This is a genomic window from Pseudoprevotella muciniphila (assembly GCF_003265305.2).
GTDB lineage: Bacteria > Bacteroidota > Bacteroidia > Bacteroidales > Bacteroidaceae > Alloprevotella > Alloprevotella muciniphila.
Window position 1 is genome coordinate 660,755 of sequence record NZ_CP033459.1, and the last position, 23,330, is coordinate 684,084.

Consider the following 23,330-nt stretch of genomic DNA (forward strand, 5'->3'; position numbering starts at 1 on the left):
TAAAAATAACATTCAAAAATGGCACATCCTAAAAGAAGACAATCCAAGACGAGAACCGCAAAGCGTAGGACTCACGACAAGGCAGTTGCTCCTACATTGGCTATCTGCCCCAACTGCGGCGGCTGGCACATCTACCACACCGTATGCCCCACATGCGGTCAGTATCGCGGCAAGCAGGCAATAGAGAAAGAGGTTATCGAATAATTGATCGACAGCCGATGAGCAACACTGCACATCGGCTTTTTAACTTTTTTAGAACAGCAATGGAAAAGATAAATGCAGCCATCACTGGTATTGGTGGTTTCATCCCTGAATATGTACTGACAAACGACGAGTTGTCGCGCATGGTCGATACTAACGACGAGTGGATTACCTCTCGCGTAGGCATCAAGGAGCGTCGCATTCTGAACGAAGAAGGGCTTGGTGCAAGTTATATGGCGCGCAAGGCTGTTAAGCAACTTCTTGCCCGCACAAAGACCGACCCGTCTGAAGTGGAATGTCTGATACTTTCGACAACGACTTCCGACTACACTTTCCCTAACACGGCTTCGATTGTTATCGGTCGTTTGGGTATGGTCAATGCCTACGGTTTCGACCTTTGGGGTGCTTGCAGCGGTTTCCTTTATGCCATGGATCAGGCCACGAGCATGATTCAGAGCGGCAGATACAAAAAGATTGTGGTATGCTGCGCAGAGAAACTCTCGAGCATAGTAGATTATTCCGACCGCGCCACCTGCCCACTGTTCGGCGATGGTGCCGCAGCAGTACTCGTAGAGCCTACAACCGAAGACATCGGTTGGAAAGACAGCATTCTGCGCACGGACGGCAAAGGTCTGCCTTTCCTGTGCATGAAAGCCGGTGGCTCGGTATGTCCCCCATCCCACTTCACCATCGACCACAAGATGCACTACATCCATCAGGAAGGTCGCACAGTGTTTAAGTTTGCCGTAACCTACATGAGCGACACGACTACAGCAGTGGCTGAACGGAACGGCTTGACTAAGGAAAACCTCACTTGGGTTCTTCCTCATCAGGCTAATATCCGCATCATTCAAGCCGTGGCTAATCGTCTGGAACTCCCGATGGAGAAAGTGATGATGAACATCGAGCACATGGGCAACACCTCTTGCGCTTCTATTCCTTTGGCACTATGGGAGAACGAGAAGCGCCTGAAGAAAGGCGACAACTTGCTTCTGACTGCTTTCGGCGCGGGCTTCACATACGGTGCTGCCTATCTGAAGTGGTGCTACGACGGCGACAGAGAACAAGTCTAAAAAAATAGAACGTCAAGGAAAATCTGAGTTTAGAAGTTTAGTGTCAGGGCATGGTCGTTCGCTCGCATTGCCTTCATGCACACTAAATTTCTAAACTCTCTTTATAAGAATACCATCAACAGAAAAGAATCTTCCGATGCATAAAGCAGGTTTTGTAAATATCGTCGGCAATCCTAACGTAGGGAAGTCCACACTGATGAACAGGCTTGTCGGTGAGCGGATTTCGATTGCCACCTTCAAGGCCCAGACCACGCGCCACCGCATTATGGGCATCGTGAACACCGACGAGGCTCAGATTGTGTTTTCTGACACCCCCGGTGTGCTGAAGCCCAACTACAAACTTCAGGAGAGCATGCTTGCCTTCTCTGAGTCGGCACTGCAAGACGCAGACGTGCTGATCTACGTGACGGACGTTGTGGAGAAGGCAGGAAAGAACAGCGAATTCCTTGAGAAGGTCAGCAAGATGGATATTCCTGTTCTGTTGGTTATCAATAAGATAGACCTCTCAAACCAGGAAGACGTTGTATCTCTCATCGCCCATTGGAAGGAAGTGCTCCCTCAGGCAGAGATTTTTCCTATTTCAGCCAAAGCCAATTTCGGTACAGATGGTCTGATGGAGCGCATCAAGTCGCTGCTGCCCGACAGTCCGCCCTATTTCGACAAAGACCAATGGACCGACAAGCCTGCGCGTTTCTTCGTGACTGAGATTATCCGCGAAAAGATACTACTCTACTACTCGAAGGAAGTGCCCTACTCCACCGAGGTGGTTGTAGAACAGTTCAAGGAGTCAGACAAGAGCATCCACATCAATGCCATTATCTATGTGGAACGTGAGAGTCAGAAAGGCATCATCATCGGTCATCGCGGTGTTGCGCTGAAGAAAGTAAGCACCGAGGCTCGCAAGACATTGGAGAAATTCTTTCAGAAAAATATTTACTTGGAAGTGTTCGTGAAAGTGGACAAGAATTGGCGCAATTCCGACCGTTCGCTTCGCAACTTCGGTTATAATTTAGACAAGTCATGAATTTAGTAGCAATAGTAGGCCGGCCCAATGTCGGCAAATCAACACTTTTCAATCGCCTCACCGGCACGCGTCAGGCGATAGTGAGCGACGAGGCAGGTACCACGCGCGACCGCCAGTATGGCAAGGCAGAATGGACAGGCAGGGAGTTTTCCGTGGTAGATACCGGCGGTTGGGTAGTGAACTCCGACGACATATTCGAAGAAGAAATCCGCAAGCAGGTGATGCTTGCCACCGAGGAGGCTGACGTCATTCTCTTCATGGTTGACGTGAAGACCGGCGTTACGGACCTCGACGAGCAAGTGGCTAAGATACTTCGCAGCACAAAGGTGCCTGTGATACTCTGCGCGAACAAGTGCGACGACAACGTGAGCCAGTACGAAGCCGCAGAGTTCTACAGCCTTGGACTTGGCGACCCTTACTGCATATCATCTGCCACGGGCAGCGGCACGGGCGACTTGCTTGATCTGCTTGTGTCGAAATTCAAGACGGGCGCCAAGAATGAAGAGGAAGGCGAGGATATTCCCCGCATAGCGGTTGTCGGCCGTCCCAATGCCGGCAAGAGCAGCATCATCAATGCTTTCATTGGAGAAGACCGCAACATCGTTACCGACATTGCAGGCACCACTCGCGATAGTATTCTGACACGCTACAACAAGTTTGGTTTCGACTTCTACATCGTTGACACGGCAGGCATCCGCCGTAAGAACAAGGTTACGGAAGACCTGGAGTTCTACTCCGTGATGCGCGCCATCCGCGCCATAGAGAACTCTGATGTCTGCATCCTGATGATTGATGCCACCCGCGGCATAGAGGCTCAGGACATGAACATTTTCCAGATTATCCAACGCAACAGCAAAGGTCTTGTGGTTGCCATCAACAAATGGGACATTGCCGAAGACAAGAGCCCGCAGAGTATCAAGCACTTCGAGGCGTCCATCCGTGAACGCATGGCACCTTTCAGCGACTTCCCCATCATTTTCACGTCAGCGATTACCAAGCAGCGCATCTTCAAGGTGCTTGACACGGCTAAACACGTCTATGACAACCGTCGCAGAAAAATTTCCACCCACAAACTCAACGAAGAACTGCTTCCCGTGATTGAGGCATATCCCCCACCCTCGCTCAAGGGCAAGTATATCAAGATAAAGTATTGCTCGCAGGTGCCGGACACGAAGATACCCACTTTCATCTTCTATGCCAACCTTCCTCAATACGTAAAGGAATCGTATCGCCGGTTCCTCGAAAACCAGATACGGCAGCGCTGGGACTTCTCAGGTACGCCCATCAATATCTTTATACGGCAGAAGTGAGGAGGCTTTTAGTTGCGACAGAGTCGCAACTTACTTGACGAGGGAACTGAGTTGTTTTTAGGTTGGTTTTCTGTGCACGGAATGGAAGAAATGGTTAACTTTGCTGAAAAGACCAAGAATATGAACGATACTGAACGGATATTATATTTGCGGAGCGAGTTGCACCGGCACAACTACAACTATTACGTCAAGAACAGCCCTGAGATCAGCGACATGGAATTTGACGGGCTGATGCGTGAGTTGCAGGATCTTGAAGCGGCTCATCCTGAGATGTACGACGCCAATTCTCCCTCCGTGAGAGTAGGCAGTGACATCAGCAATGACTTCAAACAGATTGTTCATGCTTACCCCATGCTTTCGCTGGGCAACACCTACGACAGAGACGAAGTCCGCGATTTCTACAACCGCGTGAAGTCAGGTCTCGACGGTGAGGATTTTGAGATTTGCTGCGAGTTGAAATTTGACGGTCTTAGCATATCGCTCATCTACGAAGACGGCCGGCTTGCCCACGCTGTTACACGCGGTGACGGCGTGAAAGGCGATGATGTTACAGCCAATGTGCGTACCATCAAGTCTATTCCCTTAGTTCTTGCCCCAGATGGCAATTATCCTTCACATTTCGAGATACGCGGCGAGGTACTCATGCCGTGGGAGAGTTTTGAAGATCTCAACCGCAAGCGCGAACTTCGCGAGGAAGCCCTTTTTGCCAACCCGCGCAATGCTGCCTCGGGCACTCTGAAGAGCAAGAATTCGAGTGTTGTTGCAGAGCGCCATTTAGACGCATATCTCTACTATCTTCTCGGCGATGACATTCCTACGGACAGTCATTACGACAACTTGCAGCGCGCCAAATCGTGGGGCTTCAAGGTATCGGACGCAACGAGTCTTGCCCGTACACTTGACGACATCTACAAATACATCGACTACTGGGACGTTGAGCGCAGAAATCTTCCTGTTGCTACCGACGGCATCGTGCTGAAGGTAAACGACATCCGTCAACAGGAGAGATTGGGTTACACAGCCAAGACACCACGCTGGGCAATAGCCTACAAGTTCAAGGCAGAGAGGGCTTGCACCCGTCTGAACGAGGTTACGTTCCAGGTGGGGCGTACTGGCGCTGTCACACCCGTTGCCAACATGGATCCGGTGCAGTTGGCAGGCACTATCGTGAAACGTGCTTCGCTCCATAATGAGGACATCATCAAGCAACTCGACCTCTACATCGGCGACATGGTTTATGTGGAAAAAGCCGGCGAGATTATTCCGCAGATAGTTGGTGTAAACTTTGATGAGCGCAGCCTGCTGCTGGGTGAGAAAGTGGAATTTATCAAGCACTGCCCCGAGTGCGGTACTCCGCTTGTGCGCTACGAAGGTGAAGCGGCGCACTATTGCCCCAACGACAGCAGTTGTCCACCACAGATTAAGGGGCGCATAGAACACTACATCAGCCGTGAGGCGATGAACATAGACTCTTTAGGACCTGAGACGGTGGATGCTTATTTCGAGCAGGGACTCTTGAAGGACGTATCGGACCTGTACAGGATAAAAATCACGGACATCTGCGGTTACGACAGGAGCAGAGAGAAATCGGCAAGAAAAATCATCAATGCCATAGAAGCCAGTAAGGAAGTGCCTTTCGACAGGGTGCTGTATGCCCTTGGCATCAGGTTCGTGGGCAGAGTGGCAGCCCGCCAGATAGCACAGCATTTCCGTTCGATGGAAAGGCTTAAGACTGCCAGCGCGGAAGATTTGCTTGAGGTGGAAGGTATTGGCGCAGTAATTGCCAACAGTATCGTTTCTTTCCTGAGCAATTCGAACAATGCGGCACTTATCGACCGTCTGGCAGAAGCCGGTGTGAAGATGGAACTGCCCGAAACGGTCAAGGCTTCCGACAAACTTGCAGGCAAAAGCATCGTTATCAGCGGCACCTTTGCCCGCCACAGTCGCGAGGAATATAAATCCATCATCGAACAGCACGGCGGCAAAAACGTGAGCAGTATCTCGAAGAAGACCTCCTTCGTCTTTGCCGGCGACAACATGGGGCCATCAAAACTCGAGAAAGCCAACAAACTCGGCATTCCCATCGTCAACGAGGAGGAGTTCCTGTCGATGATAGGCGAAGCGTAATACGTTTTGCCGATTATTCTTGCACAAAATCGGTAAAACACCTAATTTTGCAATGAAAATAGAAACGACATGAAAAAGAATATATTTCGCGGTCTTGGCATCGCCGAAATCACGCCTTTCCAGGAGAACGGCGAAGTGGATTACGAGGCACTGACTGCCCTGACACAATCGTTCATGGACTGCGTTGATTTCATTTGTGTGCTTGGCACTACAGCAGAGACACCATGCCTCACAGCAGACGAGAAACAGAAAATCATCGACACTATTCAGGCAGTTAACCAAGGTCGCCTGCCCATCCTTCTCGGTGCCGGCGGCAACAACACGCGCGAAGTGTGCAACAACGTCAAGAATTGCCCAGAAGGCATTGACGGTGTTCTGATTGTTTGTCCCTATTACAACAAACCGACCCAAGAGGGGCTTTACCAACACTTCAAGGCTGTGGCTGAGAGTACGCCGCTGCCCGTGGTGCTTTATAACGTGCCCGGACGCACGGGGGTGAACCTCTCTTCTGCGACCACACTCCGCCTGGCTAACGATGTGGAAAACATCGTGGCTATCAAGGAGGCTTCAGGCATGATAGACCAGATTGAGGAAATCATTGATAAATCTCCTGAAGGATTTGAAGTTATCAGCGGCGATGACGGCATTACTTTCGAACTGCTCACGCTTGGTGCCGTTGGTGTAATTTCAGTGCTTGGCAATGCATATCCTTCTGAATTTGGCGAGATGGTACATAGTGTGCTTAACAATGAATATGACACAGCGCTTCGCCGCCAACAACAATTCCGCCCACTTTACAAGATGCTGTTTGCCGACGGCAATCCAGCAGGTGTAAAAGCATTGCTGAACATTCAGGGAAAAGCGGAAAACGTGCTCCGTCTGCCGCTCGTTCCAGCCACAGATAAGACCGTTTCTGCACTGAAAGATTTTGACGCGCAGATGCGATAAGAAAAAAATAATAAATGTATGAAATTATCTGAGGCATTAAGCCTACGTAAAGACCTGCAGACTCGTATTACCCAGTTAGCGTCACGCTTGGATAACAATGTGGTTTCTCAAGAAGGCGATGAGCCTGCGGAGAATCCGAAAGAGTTGTTAGCAGAACTAAAAAGTTGCATAGAGCAATTCGAATATTACATCTATTGCATAAACGCCACAAATATGCAAGTGACCAACGACAAGGGCGTACCACTGACCAAATTGTTAGCCAAACGAGAAGCATTAAGCAGGCACATTCAAGTTCTGCAAGGTGTTTTCAACACTGCATCTTCAGTCGGCAGCAATAACAGATACAGTCGTACGGAGATTAAGAGCGTTGCAAATATTGACATTAAGCCGCTACGCAAACAGGTTGATGAACTATCGCAACAGTACAGGCTACTTGATATTGAGATTCAGACGATGAACTTCAAGTATGACCTTATAGAAGAGTAGATTCAGATTATCGGAGAGTGGCATACACGACAAGGTGAGTTAAAAAACTTTTTTGCTTAAGTGCCAGTTAAGGACAACTGAAATTTACGGAGCATAACGTCCACCCCGCACAAAGCATTTCGCACATCAGAATGGTGCATTCAGCATTACCTCTTAACTAATTGTTGAGTATTGCTACTCTCTTTCTATTTATTAACCCAAACCGGCATTTCCTGCCGATTTGGGTTAATCTATTGAAAAATGACTTCGTCCATTTTGAAATCGTGCGGTTCTGCGGGGACGCGTTGAACTATCTGGAACGGAAAACAACAGCCCATCTTATAGGCTTTGATATCAGGATGCGAGAGAAGCCTGTCGTAATACCCTTTTCCCCTGCCTAAACGATTGAGTTCCTGATCAAAAGCCACACCCGGGATAATAGCCAGATCTATTGAAAGGTAGTCATTGAAATCTTTTCCTTGCGGCTCTTTTATCCCAAATGCACCCGTTTTCATCAAGTTTTCTCCTTCATACACTTTCAGCACGAGTTCTTCTCCGACTACCACAGGGAGGAGAATTTTTTTTGTGTCGTGCCATCGGTTTATCAGTTTCTTTGTTTCCGGCTCATCGGGCAATGCGCTGTAGAGCAATACAGTTTTTGCAGACTTAAATCGTGGATGGTTTTCTATTCTCTTCTGCAACTGAAGGGAGAATTGCGTGCGCTGCATCTCTGACATTTGTTTTTTCAGGATGCTAATTTCTTTTCTGATGCGTTTTTTCTGCTCTGCGTCACCCATTGTTCCAATGTCTGTTTGCTGCGGAAACGAAATGCAGGGCGAGCGTCCGAGGCGCATATACCATGGGGAAAGCAATATGGCTGACTTTGGCTACCGCTTTCTTGCCCAACGCCTTTGTTTCCTGTTCAGGATACGTTTTGTTGGTCTTTATCAGTTCCAGTGCCTTCAGCACAAACTCGTCCGTCCTATTCAGGTATTCCACGGCGCCCTGTGTGTCCAACTGATCGATGAGAATGTTAGTGAGGAGATACTCCTTGAGCAGTTTTGCCGACTTTTTCAGTTGGTCGTCTTTTCTGGGCAGTTCGTTCTTTGCTGCATACTGTGCAAACTGCTCCACGATGTCGATGCTGTTGAGATAGTTCTCCAGCGCGGTTTCTGTCTTGAAATTGTCGAGTCTGGAGCGGTTATTGTCCACAAAAGAGAATGAGAACTTATTTATCAGTCCCTTAAGGATTGCATCTCTGAGATATTCCGTTGCTCCGATGGTGTCTTTCGGTATGAAAATATCGGCTGTTATTCCGCCTCCTCCATATACAGTTCTTCCGATTGATGTCCTGTATTTCTCATCCGAGTGCTTGATGCTGTCCTGCGAGAAATATTCTCCGCTCTCTGCCCTTTGCAGGAGGTCGCTTTCGTATTCTTCCTCGTCGCCCGGACTATACGGTTTTTGCAAGCAGCGCCCCGAGGGTGTGTAATATCTTGCCTTTGTGAGCCTCAGCATGCTTCCGTCAGCGAATTCTATAGGTACTTGCACGAGTCCTTTTCCGAATGTTCTTCTTCCTACAATCATTGCACGGTCGTTGTCCTGGAATGCTCCTGCCATGATTTCGCTGGCGGACGCACTGGTTTCATCCACGAGGACAACGAACGGCATTTTCTGGAAGCGCCCTTTTCCGTTACTTCTTCTCTCCTCTCTGGGCGATTTCCTGCCTTGTGTATAGACTATAAGTTTATTGTCTTCGAGGAACTCGTTGGCGATACTCACAGCCGTTTCCATATACCCTCCAAGATTTCCGCGGAGGTCGATGATGAGCGACTTCATACCTTTAGCCGAGAGGTCGTCCATAGCCATCATGAATTCGTCGTATGTGGTGCTTCCGAAGGTTGTTATCCGCACGTAAGCCGCTGTTTTGTCGAGCATATAGGCTGCATCGACGCTTGGCAGCGGCACATCGTCTCTGACGATTGTCTTCGTGAAAGGCTTCTGCCCTCTCCGGAGAAGGGTGAGACTGACAGACGTGCCTTTAGGTCCTTTGAGCAATTTCATGGTTGTGTCGTTGCTGACGACATCCTTTCCTATATATGGTTTTCCGTTGATTGCCAGAATTCTGTCCCCCGCCTTGAGGCCTACCTTGTCGGACGGTCCACCCTCTATGACCCTTACAACACAGACTGTGTCGTCATAGATGGTGAAGCGCACACCTATGCCGGAAAAACTGCCATTCAGTTCCTGCATTGATGCCTCCACGTCGGCTGCAGAGATATACTTGGAGTGTGGGTCGAGTTCTCTGAGAATGCTCGGCAGCGCCCTCTCTGTGAGGTTTTCCATGTCAACGGTGTCAACGTAATAATCATCAATCAGGTGCAGCATGTCGCTGATTTTGCTGCTTGATGAGTTGATGATGCTGACCCTCTTCCCGCCAAGATGGTTAGCGAGAAAAGAACCTATGAAAATACCAAACACCACACCTATGGCTACGAAAATCGGTGTGTATTTGGATGCTTGTTTCGCCATAAGTATTTTCGTTTCTTTATTCTTCCTCTGTGGGAATGTATTTCACTTCTATATGAGCCCTCTGGAGCAGTTCTATGCCGTCCTTGAGGCGGTATTCCTTTGCATAGACCACACGTTTTATGCCCGCCTGTATGATAAGTTTTGCACATTCTATGCAGGGCGAGTCGGTTACATAGAGCGTTGCTCCATCGGAATTGTTTCCTGAGCGCGCTATTTTAGTTATGGCATTGGCCTCTGCGTGCAGCACGTATGGCTTTGTTACGTTGTTATCGTCTTCGCAGACGTTTTCAAACCCTGAAGGCGTTCCGTTGTATCCGTCGCTGATAATCATTTTGTCCTTCACTATCAGTGCGCCAACCTGCCTTCGCTGGCAATATGAGTTTTCTGCCCATATTTTTGCCATTCTGAGGTATCGTCTGTCGAGTAGTTCCTGCTTATTCATTATTTATTCTTTAATACCATTTCGCTTGAGGAGTGCATCGATAGTCGGTTTCCTGCCACGGAAGTCTTCATAGAGTTTCATGGGGTGGCTTGTTGCACCCTTTGAGAGGATACATGTTCTGAATTTCTGTGCCGTATCCCTGTCGAAGATGCCGCTTTCCTTGAATAGTCCGAAGGCATCAGCATCCAGCACCTCTGCCCACTTGTAACTGTAATACCCTGCAGCATATCCTCCCGACATGATGTGTCCGAACTGCACTGACATGCATGCCTCGTCCACTTGTGGCAAAATCTGCACTTTGCTCCATGCCTGGTGTTCGAACGTCCTTACGTCTTCGCAGAAAGGCTCCTTTCGGTCGTAATATGCCATGTCGAGCACACCAAAGGAGAGTTGCCTCATGCAGGCATACGCCACGTTGAAGTTTCTGCTGTCGATGATTTTCTTGACGAGTTCGTCGGGCAGCGGTTCATGCGTTTCGTAATGTTCTGCAAATGTGTTTAGGAAATCCTTCTCTATGGCATAATTCTCCATAAACTGCGAGGGCAGTTCCACAAAATCCCAGTAAACATTAGTTCCGCTGAGCGTCTGCCTTTTCGTTTTTGAGAAGATGCCGTGCAGTGCATGTCCGAACTCGTGGAGGAAGGTTTCCACTTCTCCGAGTGTAAGCAGGGAGGGGCGCTCGGCTGCAGGCGGTGTAAAATTGGTTACTATAGACACGATGGGCCTGTGGTCTTTTCCCTCGTCGTCCACCCACTGCTCTGCATAGTTGGTCATCCATGCCCCACTCTGCTTTCCTTTTCTTGGGAAAAAGTCGGCATAGAACACTGCGAGGAACGTTCCGTCGGCATCGAACACTTCGTATGCCACAACATCCTTGTGATAGACTTCTATGTCGGGGTTTTCCCTGAATGTGATGCCATAGAGTCGGTTTGCGAGTTGGAAAATACCCTTCTTTACTTTTTCGAGCGGGAAATAGGGGCGCAGCATTTCGGCATCGAGGTCATATTTCTTGAGTTGGAGTTTGTGGCTGTAGTATGCGAAGTCCCAGGGCATTAGTTGAAAGTCGTTACCTTCCATCTCTTTTGCCATGGCTTCGACGGCTTCCACCTCCTTAAGTGCGGGCTGGTGATAGTTCTGCTCGAGTTGTCTGAAGAGGTTGTAAACATTCTCGGGCTTTTCTGCCATTCTTCTTTGCAACACATGCTCTGCATAGGTGTTGTGTCCGAGCAGTTGCGCAAGTTCTCTTCTGAGGTTAACTATTTTTGCAACAGTTTCGTAATTGTTGTATTCATTCCGATGAGTACATTGCGTGTTATACGCCATGTACATCTGTTTTCTCAACTCCCTGTTTTTGGCATACTGCATGAATGGCGCGTAACTGGGTGCCTTGAGCGTGAACACCCATCCTGTCATGCCTTTTTCGTTTGCACATTGAGCGGCTTGTTCGAGTTGGCTTTCCGGAAGACCATCCACATCTTTAGCATCTGTCAGATGCAGTTCGTATGCATTAGTTTCTTTTAGATGATTCTGCGAGAACTTGAGCGTTGTCTTCGAGAGTTCTTCTCTTAATTCTCTAAATCTTGCCTTGTCTTTCTCTTCGAGATTTGCGCCATTCTGTTCGAAGGCTTCGTATGTTTTTTCGAGAAGCATGGCATCTTCTTCCGACAAGTCGGGCTTTGCATCGTAAACAGCCTTTACACGCTTGAAGATTCTTTCGTTGAGTATAAAGTCGGAGTTGTGCTGGGAGATTATCGGCGTCATTTTCTGCGCGAGTTCGTCCAATTCGTCGCACGTTTCAGCACTCATCAGGTTGTACATCACTGCGAGCACTCTTGAGAGCATTTCTCCTTTTCTGTCGATGGCGAGTATGGTGTTCTCGAACGTAGGCTGTTCGGGATTATTTGCGATGTTGTCCTCTTCCTCTTTTTCTTTCTTAATACCTTCGAGTACGGCTGGCTCAAAATGCTGCATTTTGATTTTTCCGAAGGGGATGGTTTCGTGCAAAGTGTTGTATTTTTCGGAGAAAGGGTTGTTCATTTTTCTGTGTTGGATATAGTTATGGATTATTATTTCCTTGCATTATTGAGCAGAGTTTCTATTTCCCCAAATTCTCTGCCATAGTTGAGATTCAGATAGATATTGTAGAGCAATGGTGCCCATCTGTCCTGCCTGTCCGGTGCCATCTTGCGATAATGTTCAACGTATGGTTTTGCGAGGGAATAATAATTGCTTTGCTGTTTTTTCGCGTTTTTGTATTCTTTACTCTTGACGTTGGTAGGAAAATTCACTTTTGTTGCGAGGTTTGAATATGCGGCGCCTATATAGAAATAGGCTTCTATCATTGTGCTATCTATCGCCAAACATTTTTTTGCCACGTCCACTGCTTCTTCATATTTCTCCATCTTAATGAGACAGAGGCTTTTACATTCGAGATAGTAGATATTCATACTATCTTTCTGCAACAAGGATTCGGCTAATTCGTACGCGGAGTGATAGTCATTTCTTTCGTTATAATAGTCTGCCAATTCTGTGAAATAAAACGGCTGGTCAGGATTTTCGAATGCTCCTATTCTCAGGAGTTCCACATAGTGCGTGTAATCGCCTTTTGCTTCTGCCGCAAGTGTGTAATACTCCAATGCATATTTTCTCACATTTGAGTCGGCAAGTAGTGTTTCTTCGTATTGCATCATTTCATCGTACTTCTTCTGCTCATAGAGGCTGCACATATTGAAATAGATGTTGTCGAAATAGGTTTTTCTGCTTATGGTGGTTGTATCGTTACCCCAAATAGGTTTTTTGGGTATCGCCAGGTACATTTTGAAGAAGGGGTCAGCCTCCTTGTATTTCCCTTTTGAGAAATAATAACGTCCTCCCGAACTGATGTTGTTTGCGCACTTCCTCAAGAGTTCGCAATTTGATTTTCTATATTTGAATTCTTTATACAGTTTCTCTTCCGACTTAATTTTCAGTTGCTCCAACGAGTCGCAAATTAGGATATTCTCGCAGAGACTGTAGTTTGTGGTAAAGAACTGTGCCGTGTCGTATTTCTGCTTAAGATAAATGGTTTGGTTGAGCGCTTCGTATTTTTGTGTGTAAGCCGCTACTGCAAACTGATACAGTTTAGGGTCGGACATGTGTGCAGAGTCCTTCCTGAGTGTCTGGAAGGATTTAAGTGCATCGTCCGGTTTTTTGTTCTTGAGACTTGTCCTGATGGCTTTATATGCCTTCTGCGCATGGACAGGGTGATTACCCAAGACGACGGCGATGATGAGTATGAGGATTAGTTTTATTCTCAAATTGAAGTATTTGTATTATTTTTATTAAAATTTCCCTCTCCGGCTGTTTTATGGCCGGAGAGAGATTATTAAGGTCTGTTCTAAAAACAGGGGTTGGCTTACTCTTCGAGTTCGTTGATCAATCCTTGCAGTTTAGCCACTTCATCCTTTTGGTTGCAGGTCTGATACATCGTTCCGAGCAGAGAATAGATGGAGCGCAGGCGTCTGTTGGCTTCGGGTGCTTGCACGGGGTCTATCTCCTTTGCTTTGTTAAGATAATCGATGGCCTTATCAAAATCGGGACGTATGGTTGCCACTTCTTTTTTGTAGAATTCCATAGCCACTTCGTCCGGTTTGAAGTTGAGTTTGTTGATGAAGTTGAATTCATCGCTCATACGGCGCTTAACCGCATCTGAATAATAGGTTACACCGATATTGATGTATGCAATAGCGAGGTTGGGGTCTATTTCTGTTGCTTTGAGGAAATTTTCCCTTGCCACCGCATTGTTTTCCTTGATGCTGAGTTCTACGTATCCTTTCAAGTACCATGTGAGCGCATTGCCGGGATTGTTTGCCACCATATCGTTCACGAGAGCCTCTGCTTCATCAGTTTTTCCGGAACGGATATAATAGGACACAATTTCCTCGAGGAATGACACTTCGTTGAGGTCAGTAGCAGCCTCCTTGAGCACGTTTACCCACTGTGCGGTGTCTTGCATTGCGAGGTATGCGTCGCGCTTCATGTAATAGAGGTTCTTTTTTTCAAAATCATTTTTGAGCGCTTTGTCCACATTTGGAATCATGTTGTTCCAGTCCTTGAGGTTGTAGTAGAGGAACGCCACGTTGAACTGTGTTCTTACATCAGCCTCCTTATGGGCGGCGATGAGTGAATCGCGTTCTGCGGGTGTGAATGCCGGATTGTTAGACATATCAAGATACTTCTGGAAGTATTTGAGTGCGCCGAGCGTATCACCTTGATTGAGGAGGAACATGGCAGAATAGGAAGGATAAGAATAGATGGACATGAGCCTTGCCTTTGTATCTTCTTCTACCTTTGGATCCACTTTGGGCAGTTTACCCTTTTCATTGGGTGTTACAGTGAAATTGTGGCTCTTGGTGTAGAGGTCGATAGCATCGTCGATGTGCTTAACGAATGCCAGAGTATCGAAGGGTACACCCTGCCCTTGCTTATTTGCTTCTTCTTGCAGGAGGATGAGTTTGATAAGTCCTGCCTTGTTGTACATGAGTTGCAAATTCTTGGTTTTGGGACTGGCAAGTGTCAACTGCATGAGCGAGTCTGCACTATATGCCTTGTTCTTTACCATGAGTTCCTGAATCTTCTCGAGGTTTGCGTCCTGCGCAAATGAAAATGCAGAGATGGCGAGAAGCGCAAATGAAATCAGTATTTTTTTCATGATGTTGTGGTTTTTATGGGTAGCCTTTTCAGGGCATTCCCTGTAGATGGTTGTTTTTTTATTTAATTATACGTTTTCTTCGTTGATGTTTGGCTCCTGCTGTGTTTCAGTCTGTACTGCCGGCTGTGCAGATGCTTCATTTCCGGGTATTGCTTCAGTTTCCTCTTCTTCTTCGCTTCTGCTAACGGCGCATACAGAACTGATGACGTCGTTGCGTTTTGAGAGGTTGATGACGCGCACGCCCTGTGTGGCACGTCCGGTTACGCGTATGTCGTCCACGCGCATCCTGATGGTTATACCGCTCTTGTTGATGATCATGAGGTCGATATCTTCGGTTACCACTCTGAGCGAGATGACTTTGCCGGTCTTTTCCGTTACGTTGAGCGTCTTCACGCCCTTTCCGCCACGTCCTGTAACGCGGTAGTCGGCTACTTGGCTTCGTTTTCCGTATCCCTGCTCACTCACCACGAGTATGGTTTCTTTGTCTTCGTGGTTGATGGCAATCATTCCGACGATGGCGTCTTCTCCGTCGTTGTCGAGCCTCATTCCGATTACTCCGGTTGCGTTACGTCCCATAGTCCTTACCTTGCTTTCATGGAAGCGTATGGCTCGTCCGTTTCTGTTCGCCAGAACGAGTTCGTTGTCGCCGTTGGTGAGTATGACGTTCACTACCTTGTCGTCCTCGCGTGTGTTGATGGCTATTACGCCATTTGCACGCGGTCGGCTGTACTCTGTGAGGCACGTTTTCTTCACGATACCGTTTTTCGTTGCGAATACCACATAATGTGACTCGCAGAACTCCTTATCGTTTAATTTTCTGATTTGCAGACATGCATTGACAGAGTCATCGCTATCGATATTCAGCACATTCTGTATGGCGCGTCCCTTTGAGTTTTTCGCCCCTTCGGGTATGTCGTACACCTTGAGCCAGTAGCAGCGTCCCTTCTCTGTAAAGAAGAGCATAGTGTTGTGCATAGTGGCGTGGTAGAGGTGTTCTATGAAATCTGAATCGCGTGTGGTACTTCCGCGGCTTCCCACTCCTCCTCTCGACTGCTGCCTGTACTCTGTGAGGGGTGTTCGCTTGATGTATCCGAGGTGGCTTAGCGTGATAACCACTTCGTCGTCTGCATAGAAGTCTTCTGGATTGAATTCTTCGGCAGAGAGACGGATTTCTGTGCGACGTGCGTCTCCATACTTCTCCTTTACTTCCTCGAGTTCAGTTTTCATGAGTTTCTTGCACTCGCCGTCGTCGGTCAGCACGAGGTTATAGTACTCTATCTTCTTCATGAGGCCGTCGTACTCAGCGTGCAGTTTCTCCTGCTGTATGTTGGTGAGTTGTGCGAGGCGCATATCGACGATAGCCTTTGCCTGAATGTCGTCGAATCCGAATCTTTCCTTCAGTCGTTCTATGGCTTCCTGAGGTGTTTTGGACGAGCGTATGATGTGCACTACTTCGTCGATGTTGTCGCTTGCGAGGATGAGTCCTTCGAGGATGTGTGCACGTTCCTGTGCCTTCCGGAGTTCGAACTGTGTCCTTCGTATGGTTACATCGTGTCTGTGCTCCACGAAATACTTGATGCAGTCCTTGAGTGTCAGCAATTTAGGCTGTCCGTGCACGAGTGCTATACAGTTTACGGAGAAACTGCTTTGCAGCGCTGTCATCTTGAAGAGTTTGTTGAGCACTACGTTAGCATTAGCGTCGCGCTTCACATCGATGACGATGCGCATGCCTTCGCGGTCGGTTTCGTCATTGACATTTGATATGCCTTCGATTTTCTTTTCGTTGACGAGGCTGGCTATATTCTTGATGAGTTCTGCCTTGTTTACGCCGTAAGGTATTTCGTTGACGATGATCTTGTCGTGTGTGGGTGTTGTTTCTATGTCGGTTTTCGCACGTATTACCACACGTCCCTTACCTGTTTCGTAGGCGTCTCTTACTCCCTGCATACCCATGATGTAGCCCCCTGTCGGGAAGTCGGGAGCCTTGACATGCTGCATGAGTTCTTCTGTTTCGATATCAGGGTTGTCGATGTATGCCACACATCCGTCGATGACCTCTCCGAGATTGTGTGTAGGTATGTTAGTTGCCATACCTACTGCTATACCGCTTGCTCCGTTGACGAGGAGGTTTGGTATTCTGGTTGGCATGACTGTCGGCTCCTTGAGTGTATCGTCGAAGTTGTTTGTCATGTCAACAGTTTCCTTTTCGAGGTCCTGCATCATGGCTTCTCCGAGGAGCGAGAGACGTGCTTCCGTGTAACGCATTGCTGCAGCAGAGTCTCCGTCCATTGATCCGAAGTTACCTTGTCCTTCGACGAGTGTGTAGCGCATGTTCCAGTCCTGCGCCATTCTCACGAGCGCGCCATATACAGAACTGTCGCCGTGTGGGTGGTACTTACCGAGCACTTCACCTACGATACGTGCGCATTTCTTTGTTGCCTTGTCGTGTGTGTTTCCGATTTGCTGCATACCGTATAGTATGCGTCTGTGTACTGGTTTGAAGCCATCGCGCACATCGGGCAAAGCGCGTGCCACGATAACTGACATTGAGTAGTCGATATACGACGAGCGCATTTCCTGCTCAATGTTTACTTTAATGATTCTGTCGTCTAATGATGCCATTAGTGTTATTTATTTTATGTGAGCAAATTTACTTAGAAGTTGTCTATTATGGCGAAAACGAGCATTACTTTAACATCTTTTTGCGTTCGCTCTTCATTCACCGAATTACACTGCAAATTTACGAAATTTCTCTTGAAAAACAAGGTCGTTTTTAACAAAGATTCAATATTTATACATTTTCAGGCGTTCTGAGACATTTAAAGACCCATATCGACAGTCTGTCGGTATGGGTCGCGGCTCTTCTCTATAAGTAAAAATAGTATTCAAACAGACTTATTCTATTTTTATAAGATTGATGTCTATAGTCGTAGTGAATACTTTTCCGTCCTCAGAGATATTCGTCTGATAGGCGAAGTTGTCAGGATAAGACAGTTCTAATCGTCTGACCATGAGTTTGAGTCCTACACCATTAGGAGTCTTGTCGTCGCCTGTTTTTGGGAAATTGCTGTTGCTGCAAGTGATGTGCAATTTATTGTGTCGCGCTTTAATGTTAATATGTATAAAACTATCCTCCACAGAACTAATGCCATGCTTAAATGCGTTTTCGACGAGCGAAATGAGAATCATGGGCGCTATTTCCATACTGTTATCTGCGGGTACGTCCACATTAAACTTCAGGTCCACGTTTTTCGTGATTCTGATACGCATGAGATTGACATAAGTTTCGATAAACTCCATCTCATGGTTCAGCGGTATGGTGGGGGTCTCAAAATTAGAAAGGAGATACCTCATCATTTTGCTCAGTTGCACAATGGCGGCTTGCGCCTTCTCCTGATCAATGGCTACGAGAGCATATATATTGTTGAGTACATTGAGAAGGAAGTGTGGATTGATCTGGTACTTGAGATTCTTTATTTCCGCCTCTGTCATCTGCAATTTTGCTATATGCAAGTCTTGCTCCACGTCCTGCCACTTTCTTGCTACACGCGCGTATGTGGCTGCTAATGCAGAAAGGACGTACATGATGGAATCATGCATCAGTATTTTCAGCACTGACAACGTGTTGCTTTCAGTATAGGTATGGACATGCCTGCCCTCTATGGGTGGTGGCGGCGGAGAGAACAGTTCCGGAAAAGACAACTCCAAGAGCGGCTCCACCATCAGCAGGATTGAGAGCATGAGAATTGTAAAAAGCGCAAACCTGACGTATTTTTTCTTTTGGAAATAGTGGGGCACCAACCAGAAATAATTCGCATAAAATACGATGAACCAGAAGAAAGGAAGTATGAACTGTCCTGCATCATGAATCAGGTCGAAGGGCCTGTCGTTGGGCTTGAATATTACTGGCGAGAGAAAGATATAGAGCCATACAGCGACATGTATAATCGTTGTAGATCTACGGCGTAATATAAATGCAAATCCAGACATTTCTTGCTTTATTTATTGCAAAAGTACAAAAACTTTGTTTTCGTTGTACATAAATTACATTTTTTACGGCATAGAATAGACAAAATGTTCCATTGTGTGTATAAACACACAAATGTATCGTTCAAAATGGCATTTTGAATCGATAAATGACTTTTTTAGGACGGAGTAATGAGAATTATTGGTGTCCGGTAAAATTTTTAAGAAAACAGCATCAAACCCCGTTTACATCGTTGTTTTAGAACGCAAAGGACGTGGATTGCCGATGGTTTTCTACACGAATTACCATGTATTTCCATGATTTTCTAAGATTTTGAATCTATTATATTTAATTTCTGCCCGCAGGGCACTACTTGTATCCAAACGAACGGAGTGCGCTGTCGCGCAGAAATCACACAAATCTGCCCAAATCTAACAAGTTGATTTTCAAACGATTATTTTGTATGATTTGAAAAGATTTGCAGGATTTCTCGCCTTTAGGCGATTTCTTTAATGGGGTGTTCTATAATTTTGAATCTATTATATTTAATTTCTGCCCGCAGGGCACTACTTGTATGCAAACAAACGGAGTGCGCTGTCGCGCAGAAATCACACAAATCTGCCCAAATCTAACAAGTTGATTTTCAAACAATTATTTTGTATGATTTGAAAAGATTTGCAGGATTTCTCGCCTTTAGGCGATTTCTTTAATGGGGTGTTCTATAATTTTGAATCTATTATATTTAATTTCTGCCCGCAGGGCACTACTTGTATCCAAACGAACGGAGTGCGCTGTCGCGCAGAAATCACACAAATCTGCCCAAATCTAACAAGTTGATTTTCATACGATTATATTTGTATGATTTGAAAAGATTTGCAGGATTTCTCGCCTTTAGGCGATTTCTTTAATGGGGTGTTCTATAATTTTGAATCTATTATATTTAATTTCTGCCCGCAGGGCGCTACTTGTATCCAAACGAACGGAGTGCGCTGTCGCGCAGAAATCACACAGATCTGCCCAAATCTAACAAGTTGATTTTCAAACGATTATTTTGTATGATTTGAAAAGATTTGCAGGATTTCTCGCTTTTAGGCGATTTCTTTAATATCTGATTATTGGTTCTGACTGTCCGCTTTCAACTCAAAAAGAACAGCGCTTCACAGCGCCGTTCTTCCTGACGGGAATCCTCTGAATAATTCCCGGAAAAAAACATAACTCTAAAAAATATTTATATAGTAATTGTCATTTATGAGAAATACTCGTTTCCTGTGAAAGGACTTTCCTGTTGTCAGTCCCAATAGCCGAAGCGGTTGGGTGTTTCATCTTCCTCTTGCCAATCTGCTGTGTCGAGTTCTTTCTTACGACTGAAGAAGTCGCCTGTGTCAACACTGAAATTCATCAATGGTTCGCCCGGAAGTATAGGAATGATACGCATTGACGGACGTTGATATACACGTTTTTTCATCGGATTACCTCCTTTCTGCCATTATGAATGTAAATACCTTTTTCTGTGGGACGACCGTTCAGACGGACACCATTGATGGTGTACCAGCCTTCGTTATTGTTTATCACTGCGGAACGGATGCCGGTCGTCGTGTTTTCGTCGATGTCGTTAATGAATGAGAAGAGCAGACCCGGGCTATTGTTGTTTACACCCGCGTTTTCAAGTTCACCTATCGGAATGAACACACGGTGGGCAGGGATTGTCGTGCCGCTGAAGGGCCAGAAGCCTATGCGCGACTCAGTGGTATAGCCATTGTCATCACTGCCTTTGGGGCGACCGCGACCGAGAGAAAGCACACTGTATTTAGTGATGGCAGAGTCTGTGAGTACACCTCTGAGGATATTGTCCTTTGTCAAGTGGCTGCCATCCTGTGCATAGCCCAAGGCTTGCTCTATACCGCCGTGATTGTTGCGGTCGAAAGAGAAGAGACCGAATTCTGTGTCGCTCTTTACATATACCGGCGTGTAGGCAGGGATGACTACCTCTGAAGCACCTTCGCCTGCCACGAGGGGAACCAACTGCAGTTGGTCGGCTGTTACCTTCTCATGACCGCCGCCTGCCGTGCTGTAGATCAGTTCCTTATTGATGTTTATTTTCTTGGCGATGTATGCCGTGGCACCGGCAGGTACTATGGCGTCATAGTCCAGGTAGATGGTGCCGGAGTAGAAGGGTTCTTTTCCTTGCTGTGTAACCTCTTCCGAGTGGATGTCCTTGCTCAGAGGGTTCACGTACATCACGTAGGGGTAGATTGTTACCGTTACGTTATCCGTCTTCTTGCCATTGGCAAGGCTGCCGCCGAGTGTTTCATCCCAGTTATCGCCGAAGAGCGCGTATTGGTATTTCATTTGTTTGCCGTAGAAATCCACATCCGCCTTGGTCTGTGCGCCGCCGCGGGCATCGTCGCTGATGTCGTGCAGTACCAGATAGGTCTTGCCGCCGCGCTTGATGACTTTATTGCGTGTCTTGTCGAAACCACTGCCGGTCCATGTGCCGAAGTAGTTGTCCATATCGGCATTGCTGATTGTGCTATTGTCTGTTATCGCTGGTGTTACACCATTGGGCAGTTCGATGCAGACTTTGTTGCGGTCGAACACTTTTACGTCCTTTACGGCACGCTGCATATAGGCTTTCACGCCGCTGGGCGTAAGTCTTGTGCAAGTGCTCAAATTCAAGGATGTCAAGGCATTGTTCTGACATTCGAGGGTTGTAAGAGCAGTACAGCCTGTGAGATTGAGTGTGTCGAGCAGACGGACGTTGTCACCACCTTGCGCGTTGCAGAGCAATTTCTTAACGCTTGAACATCCCGACATGTCAAGATTTGTCATCTTGTTGCGCGAGAGTTGGGCTTCCTGCAAATAGGTCAGGTTTGAGCAGTCAAGCGTGGTCAGGAGATTGTTGTTGGCATAGATTTCCTTTAACTTCCTGTTATTGGTCAAATCCAATGACTTTACCTTGTTGTTCGACATACGCAGACGCCACAGGTTCGTGCTTGCGGAAAGGTCGAGCGACGGAATTTTGTTGTTCCAGCAGTAGAGTTGCTTAAGTTCGTTTGCGTAAGGCAGTTCCAGATTAGTAATGATATTTTTTGAGCAATCAAGATAATTGAGAGACCGGATATTGTTGGTGCTGTTGTACGAAAGCGACGTGAGGTTGTTATTTTGACATTCTACACGTTCTAGACGTGAATAACTCGTATTCGAGTCGAATGTCAGGGTCTCCAACATATTATCGTTACAATATAGTTCTCTAAGAAGCGAACATCCCGTAAGGTCAAGTTCTGTGAGATTGCCACTATCGCAATTTAAGACTCTCAAATTCGAACAGTTCGTTACAAGCACGGCATCCAACTCCGGACAGCCTTTCGCTTCAAGAGTCTCTAACGTACGACTGCCTGTGGCATCTATTTCCTTTAAATTCGGGTTGCCTGTGCCATTCAACAGTAAAGTTTGAACAACATTGGAATTTCTTAAATACAAATATTCCAATGATGATGGCAAAGTAGGCATTTCTGTAGGTCTAAAGTGAACATAGGTTTCTCTATAATAATTGTTATCAAATGAACCATTGATTCCTGACAAATCCAAAACCTTGAGTTTGGAAAAAGGGGTAAAATCCGGATAAAAAGAAGCAGTTCCATGATCGTTGTCTGTATAATAATAATACATCATAGCAAAATGTCTGTTGTTTGCTAATATGAGTTCTTCTAAATTCTGAAATATTTCAAGTCCGCGTATATTGCGGATACCAACGTAACTTGATGAAATTCCATATTCCTGAGGATCAAAATTGAGTGTTTTGGTGTTCAATACTTCGTCCTCAGTAAGAACAATCTTGTACAAATACCTGATTCTTTGCTGCAAAGTAACTGCATCCAGCGTACTAAAATACTCATGTTCTCTATTACGTCCGTAACTCGAAATTCTTATTCTCGAAGAACAACTGAGTGCTGTTCTCATACTACCACCGTACGTGATGCGCAGATAATTATAGCCATAAATCCTCTCTGCAAGTCTCAAGCGGAGAGCATCATTATCAAAGTTTGGTATAATTATTAATCTGTTATATAAAGGAGTCAAATTCGGGTCACCAAAATCATAAGGACCATAAGAATAACCAGTATAAGTATTAATGTCTTTTATAGTACCTGAAAGAGAAGCATACATAGTAAAAACATGTTCATCACTGCTCCAAGCATTGACGTAAGGTTCATTTTCTAAAATTACTACTTGCTCATAGTTTGAATATCTATCCCTTTTAAGGCCACACATAATGCGCACAAACTTCGTTCCTGCAGGAATACGGACGGAGTCGTTGGGGTCACTTGGGTTGTTGGGATTGATGCGGTACTGCGTGCCGTCTGAGACCTCCCATTGCACGGCTTGCACACGTTTCGGCACAAAGAATAATGCTGAAAGCATTAATAGAGTAATGATTTTTTTCATATTGCTTTATTTTTTATTTGTTAATTTCTTCTATTTTTTTTCGCGCAGTTATGGCTGTCGGAGCAGTTTGATTACTCCGAATTCCTGCAAATTATTAAGCGTTAT

Annotated in this window: 17 protein-coding genes; 7 read left to right on the forward strand and 10 right to left on the reverse strand. The window is 46.4% G+C overall.

From position 1 onward, the window contains the following. Positions 1-18: 18 nt before the first annotated feature. The 7 genes from rpmF (at position 19) to C7Y71_RS02795 (ending at position 7,169) form a co-directional block, all read left to right on the forward strand. Positions 19-204 (forward strand): 50S ribosomal protein L32, encoded by a 186-nt coding sequence (gene rpmF, locus C7Y71_RS02765; protein WP_111899357.1) that lies wholly within the window; start codon positions 19-21, stop codon positions 202-204. Between the two features lie 59 nt (positions 205-263). Beyond that, the gene (locus tag C7Y71_RS02770; protein ID WP_111899358.1) at positions 264-1,274 is read left to right on the forward strand and encodes a beta-ketoacyl-ACP synthase III; all 1,011 of its coding nucleotides are present in this window, start codon (positions 264-266) and stop codon (positions 1,272-1,274) included. Between the two features lie 136 nt (positions 1,275-1,410). After that, the gene (gene era / locus C7Y71_RS02775) at positions 1,411-2,298 is read left to right on the forward strand and encodes a GTPase Era (protein ID WP_111899359.1); all 888 of its coding nucleotides are present in this window, start codon (positions 1,411-1,413) and stop codon (positions 2,296-2,298) included. Continuing rightward, positions 2,295-3,608, forward strand: coding sequence for a ribosome biogenesis GTPase Der (der, locus tag C7Y71_RS02780; protein WP_111899360.1), 1,314 nt, complete (start codon positions 2,295-2,297; stop codon positions 3,606-3,608). Before era ends, der begins: the two co-directional genes overlap by 4 nt. Positions 3,609-3,728: 120 nt before the next feature. Then, positions 3,729-5,735, forward strand: coding sequence for an NAD-dependent DNA ligase LigA (gene ligA / locus C7Y71_RS02785; RefSeq protein ID WP_111899373.1), 2,007 nt, complete (start codon positions 3,729-3,731; stop codon positions 5,733-5,735). A 69-nt stretch (positions 5,736-5,804) separates the two neighbouring features. Continuing rightward, positions 5,805-6,683: a 4-hydroxy-tetrahydrodipicolinate synthase gene (dapA, locus tag C7Y71_RS02790; protein WP_111899361.1), complete on the forward strand. Its 879-nt coding sequence runs from the start codon at positions 5,805-5,807 to the stop codon at positions 6,681-6,683. Positions 6,684-6,701: 18 nt separating this feature from the next. Further along, on the forward strand, positions 6,702-7,169 hold the full coding sequence (locus C7Y71_RS02795) for a DIP1984 family protein (RefSeq protein WP_111899362.1): 468 nt from the start codon (positions 6,702-6,704) through the stop codon (positions 7,167-7,169). Between the two features lie 230 nt (positions 7,170-7,399). Here the strand turns inward: C7Y71_RS02795 and C7Y71_RS02800 are convergent, their stop codons facing one another. The 10 genes from C7Y71_RS02800 to C7Y71_RS02840 form a co-directional block, all read right to left on the reverse strand. Next, a complete protein-coding gene (locus C7Y71_RS02800; RefSeq protein ID WP_111899363.1) occupies positions 7,400-7,945 on the reverse strand; it encodes a 5-formyltetrahydrofolate cyclo-ligase in 546 nt (181 codons plus the stop codon). Then, a complete protein-coding gene (locus C7Y71_RS02805; RefSeq protein WP_111899364.1) occupies positions 7,938-9,680 on the reverse strand; it encodes a S41 family peptidase in 1,743 nt (580 codons plus the stop codon). The genes C7Y71_RS02800 and C7Y71_RS02805 overlap by 8 nt, the downstream gene beginning before the upstream one ends. Positions 9,681-9,696: 16 nt before the next feature. Beyond that, complete coding sequence (locus C7Y71_RS02810) at positions 9,697-10,122, reverse strand: deoxycytidylate deaminase (protein ID WP_111899365.1); 426 nt, start codon at positions 10,120-10,122, stop codon at positions 9,697-9,699. Positions 10,123-10,125: 3 nt separating this feature from the next. Beyond that, positions 10,126-12,159 (reverse strand): M3 family metallopeptidase, encoded by a 2,034-nt coding sequence (locus C7Y71_RS02815; protein WP_111899366.1) that lies wholly within the window; start codon positions 12,157-12,159, stop codon positions 10,126-10,128. 29 nt (positions 12,160-12,188) lie between these two features. Continuing rightward, positions 12,189-13,418, reverse strand: coding sequence for a tetratricopeptide repeat protein (locus C7Y71_RS02820; RefSeq protein WP_111899367.1), 1,230 nt, complete (start codon positions 13,416-13,418; stop codon positions 12,189-12,191). 98 nt (positions 13,419-13,516) lie between these two features. Continuing rightward, positions 13,517-14,812: a tetratricopeptide repeat protein gene (locus C7Y71_RS02825; protein WP_111899368.1), complete on the reverse strand. Its 1,296-nt coding sequence runs from the start codon at positions 14,810-14,812 to the stop codon at positions 13,517-13,519. Positions 14,813-14,878: 66 nt separating this feature from the next. Continuing rightward, entirely contained in the window at positions 14,879-17,434 is a 2,556-nt protein-coding gene (gyrA, locus tag C7Y71_RS02830; RefSeq protein ID WP_111899369.1) for a DNA gyrase subunit A, read from the reverse strand. 273 nt (positions 17,435-17,707) lie between these two features. Continuing rightward, a complete protein-coding gene (locus C7Y71_RS02835; RefSeq protein ID WP_111899370.1) occupies positions 17,708-18,802 on the reverse strand; it encodes a sensor histidine kinase in 1,095 nt (364 codons plus the stop codon). A gap of 1,265 nt (positions 18,803-20,067) precedes the next feature. Further along, on the reverse strand, positions 20,068-20,244 hold the full coding sequence (locus C7Y71_RS11775; RefSeq protein ID WP_193215951.1) for a hypothetical protein: 177 nt from the start codon (positions 20,242-20,244) through the stop codon (positions 20,068-20,070). Continuing rightward, complete coding sequence (locus C7Y71_RS02840; RefSeq protein ID WP_151908879.1) at positions 20,241-23,225, reverse strand: leucine-rich repeat domain-containing protein; 2,985 nt, start codon at positions 23,223-23,225, stop codon at positions 20,241-20,243. The genes C7Y71_RS11775 and C7Y71_RS02840 overlap by 4 nt, the downstream gene beginning before the upstream one ends. Positions 23,226-23,330 lie beyond the last annotated feature (105 nt).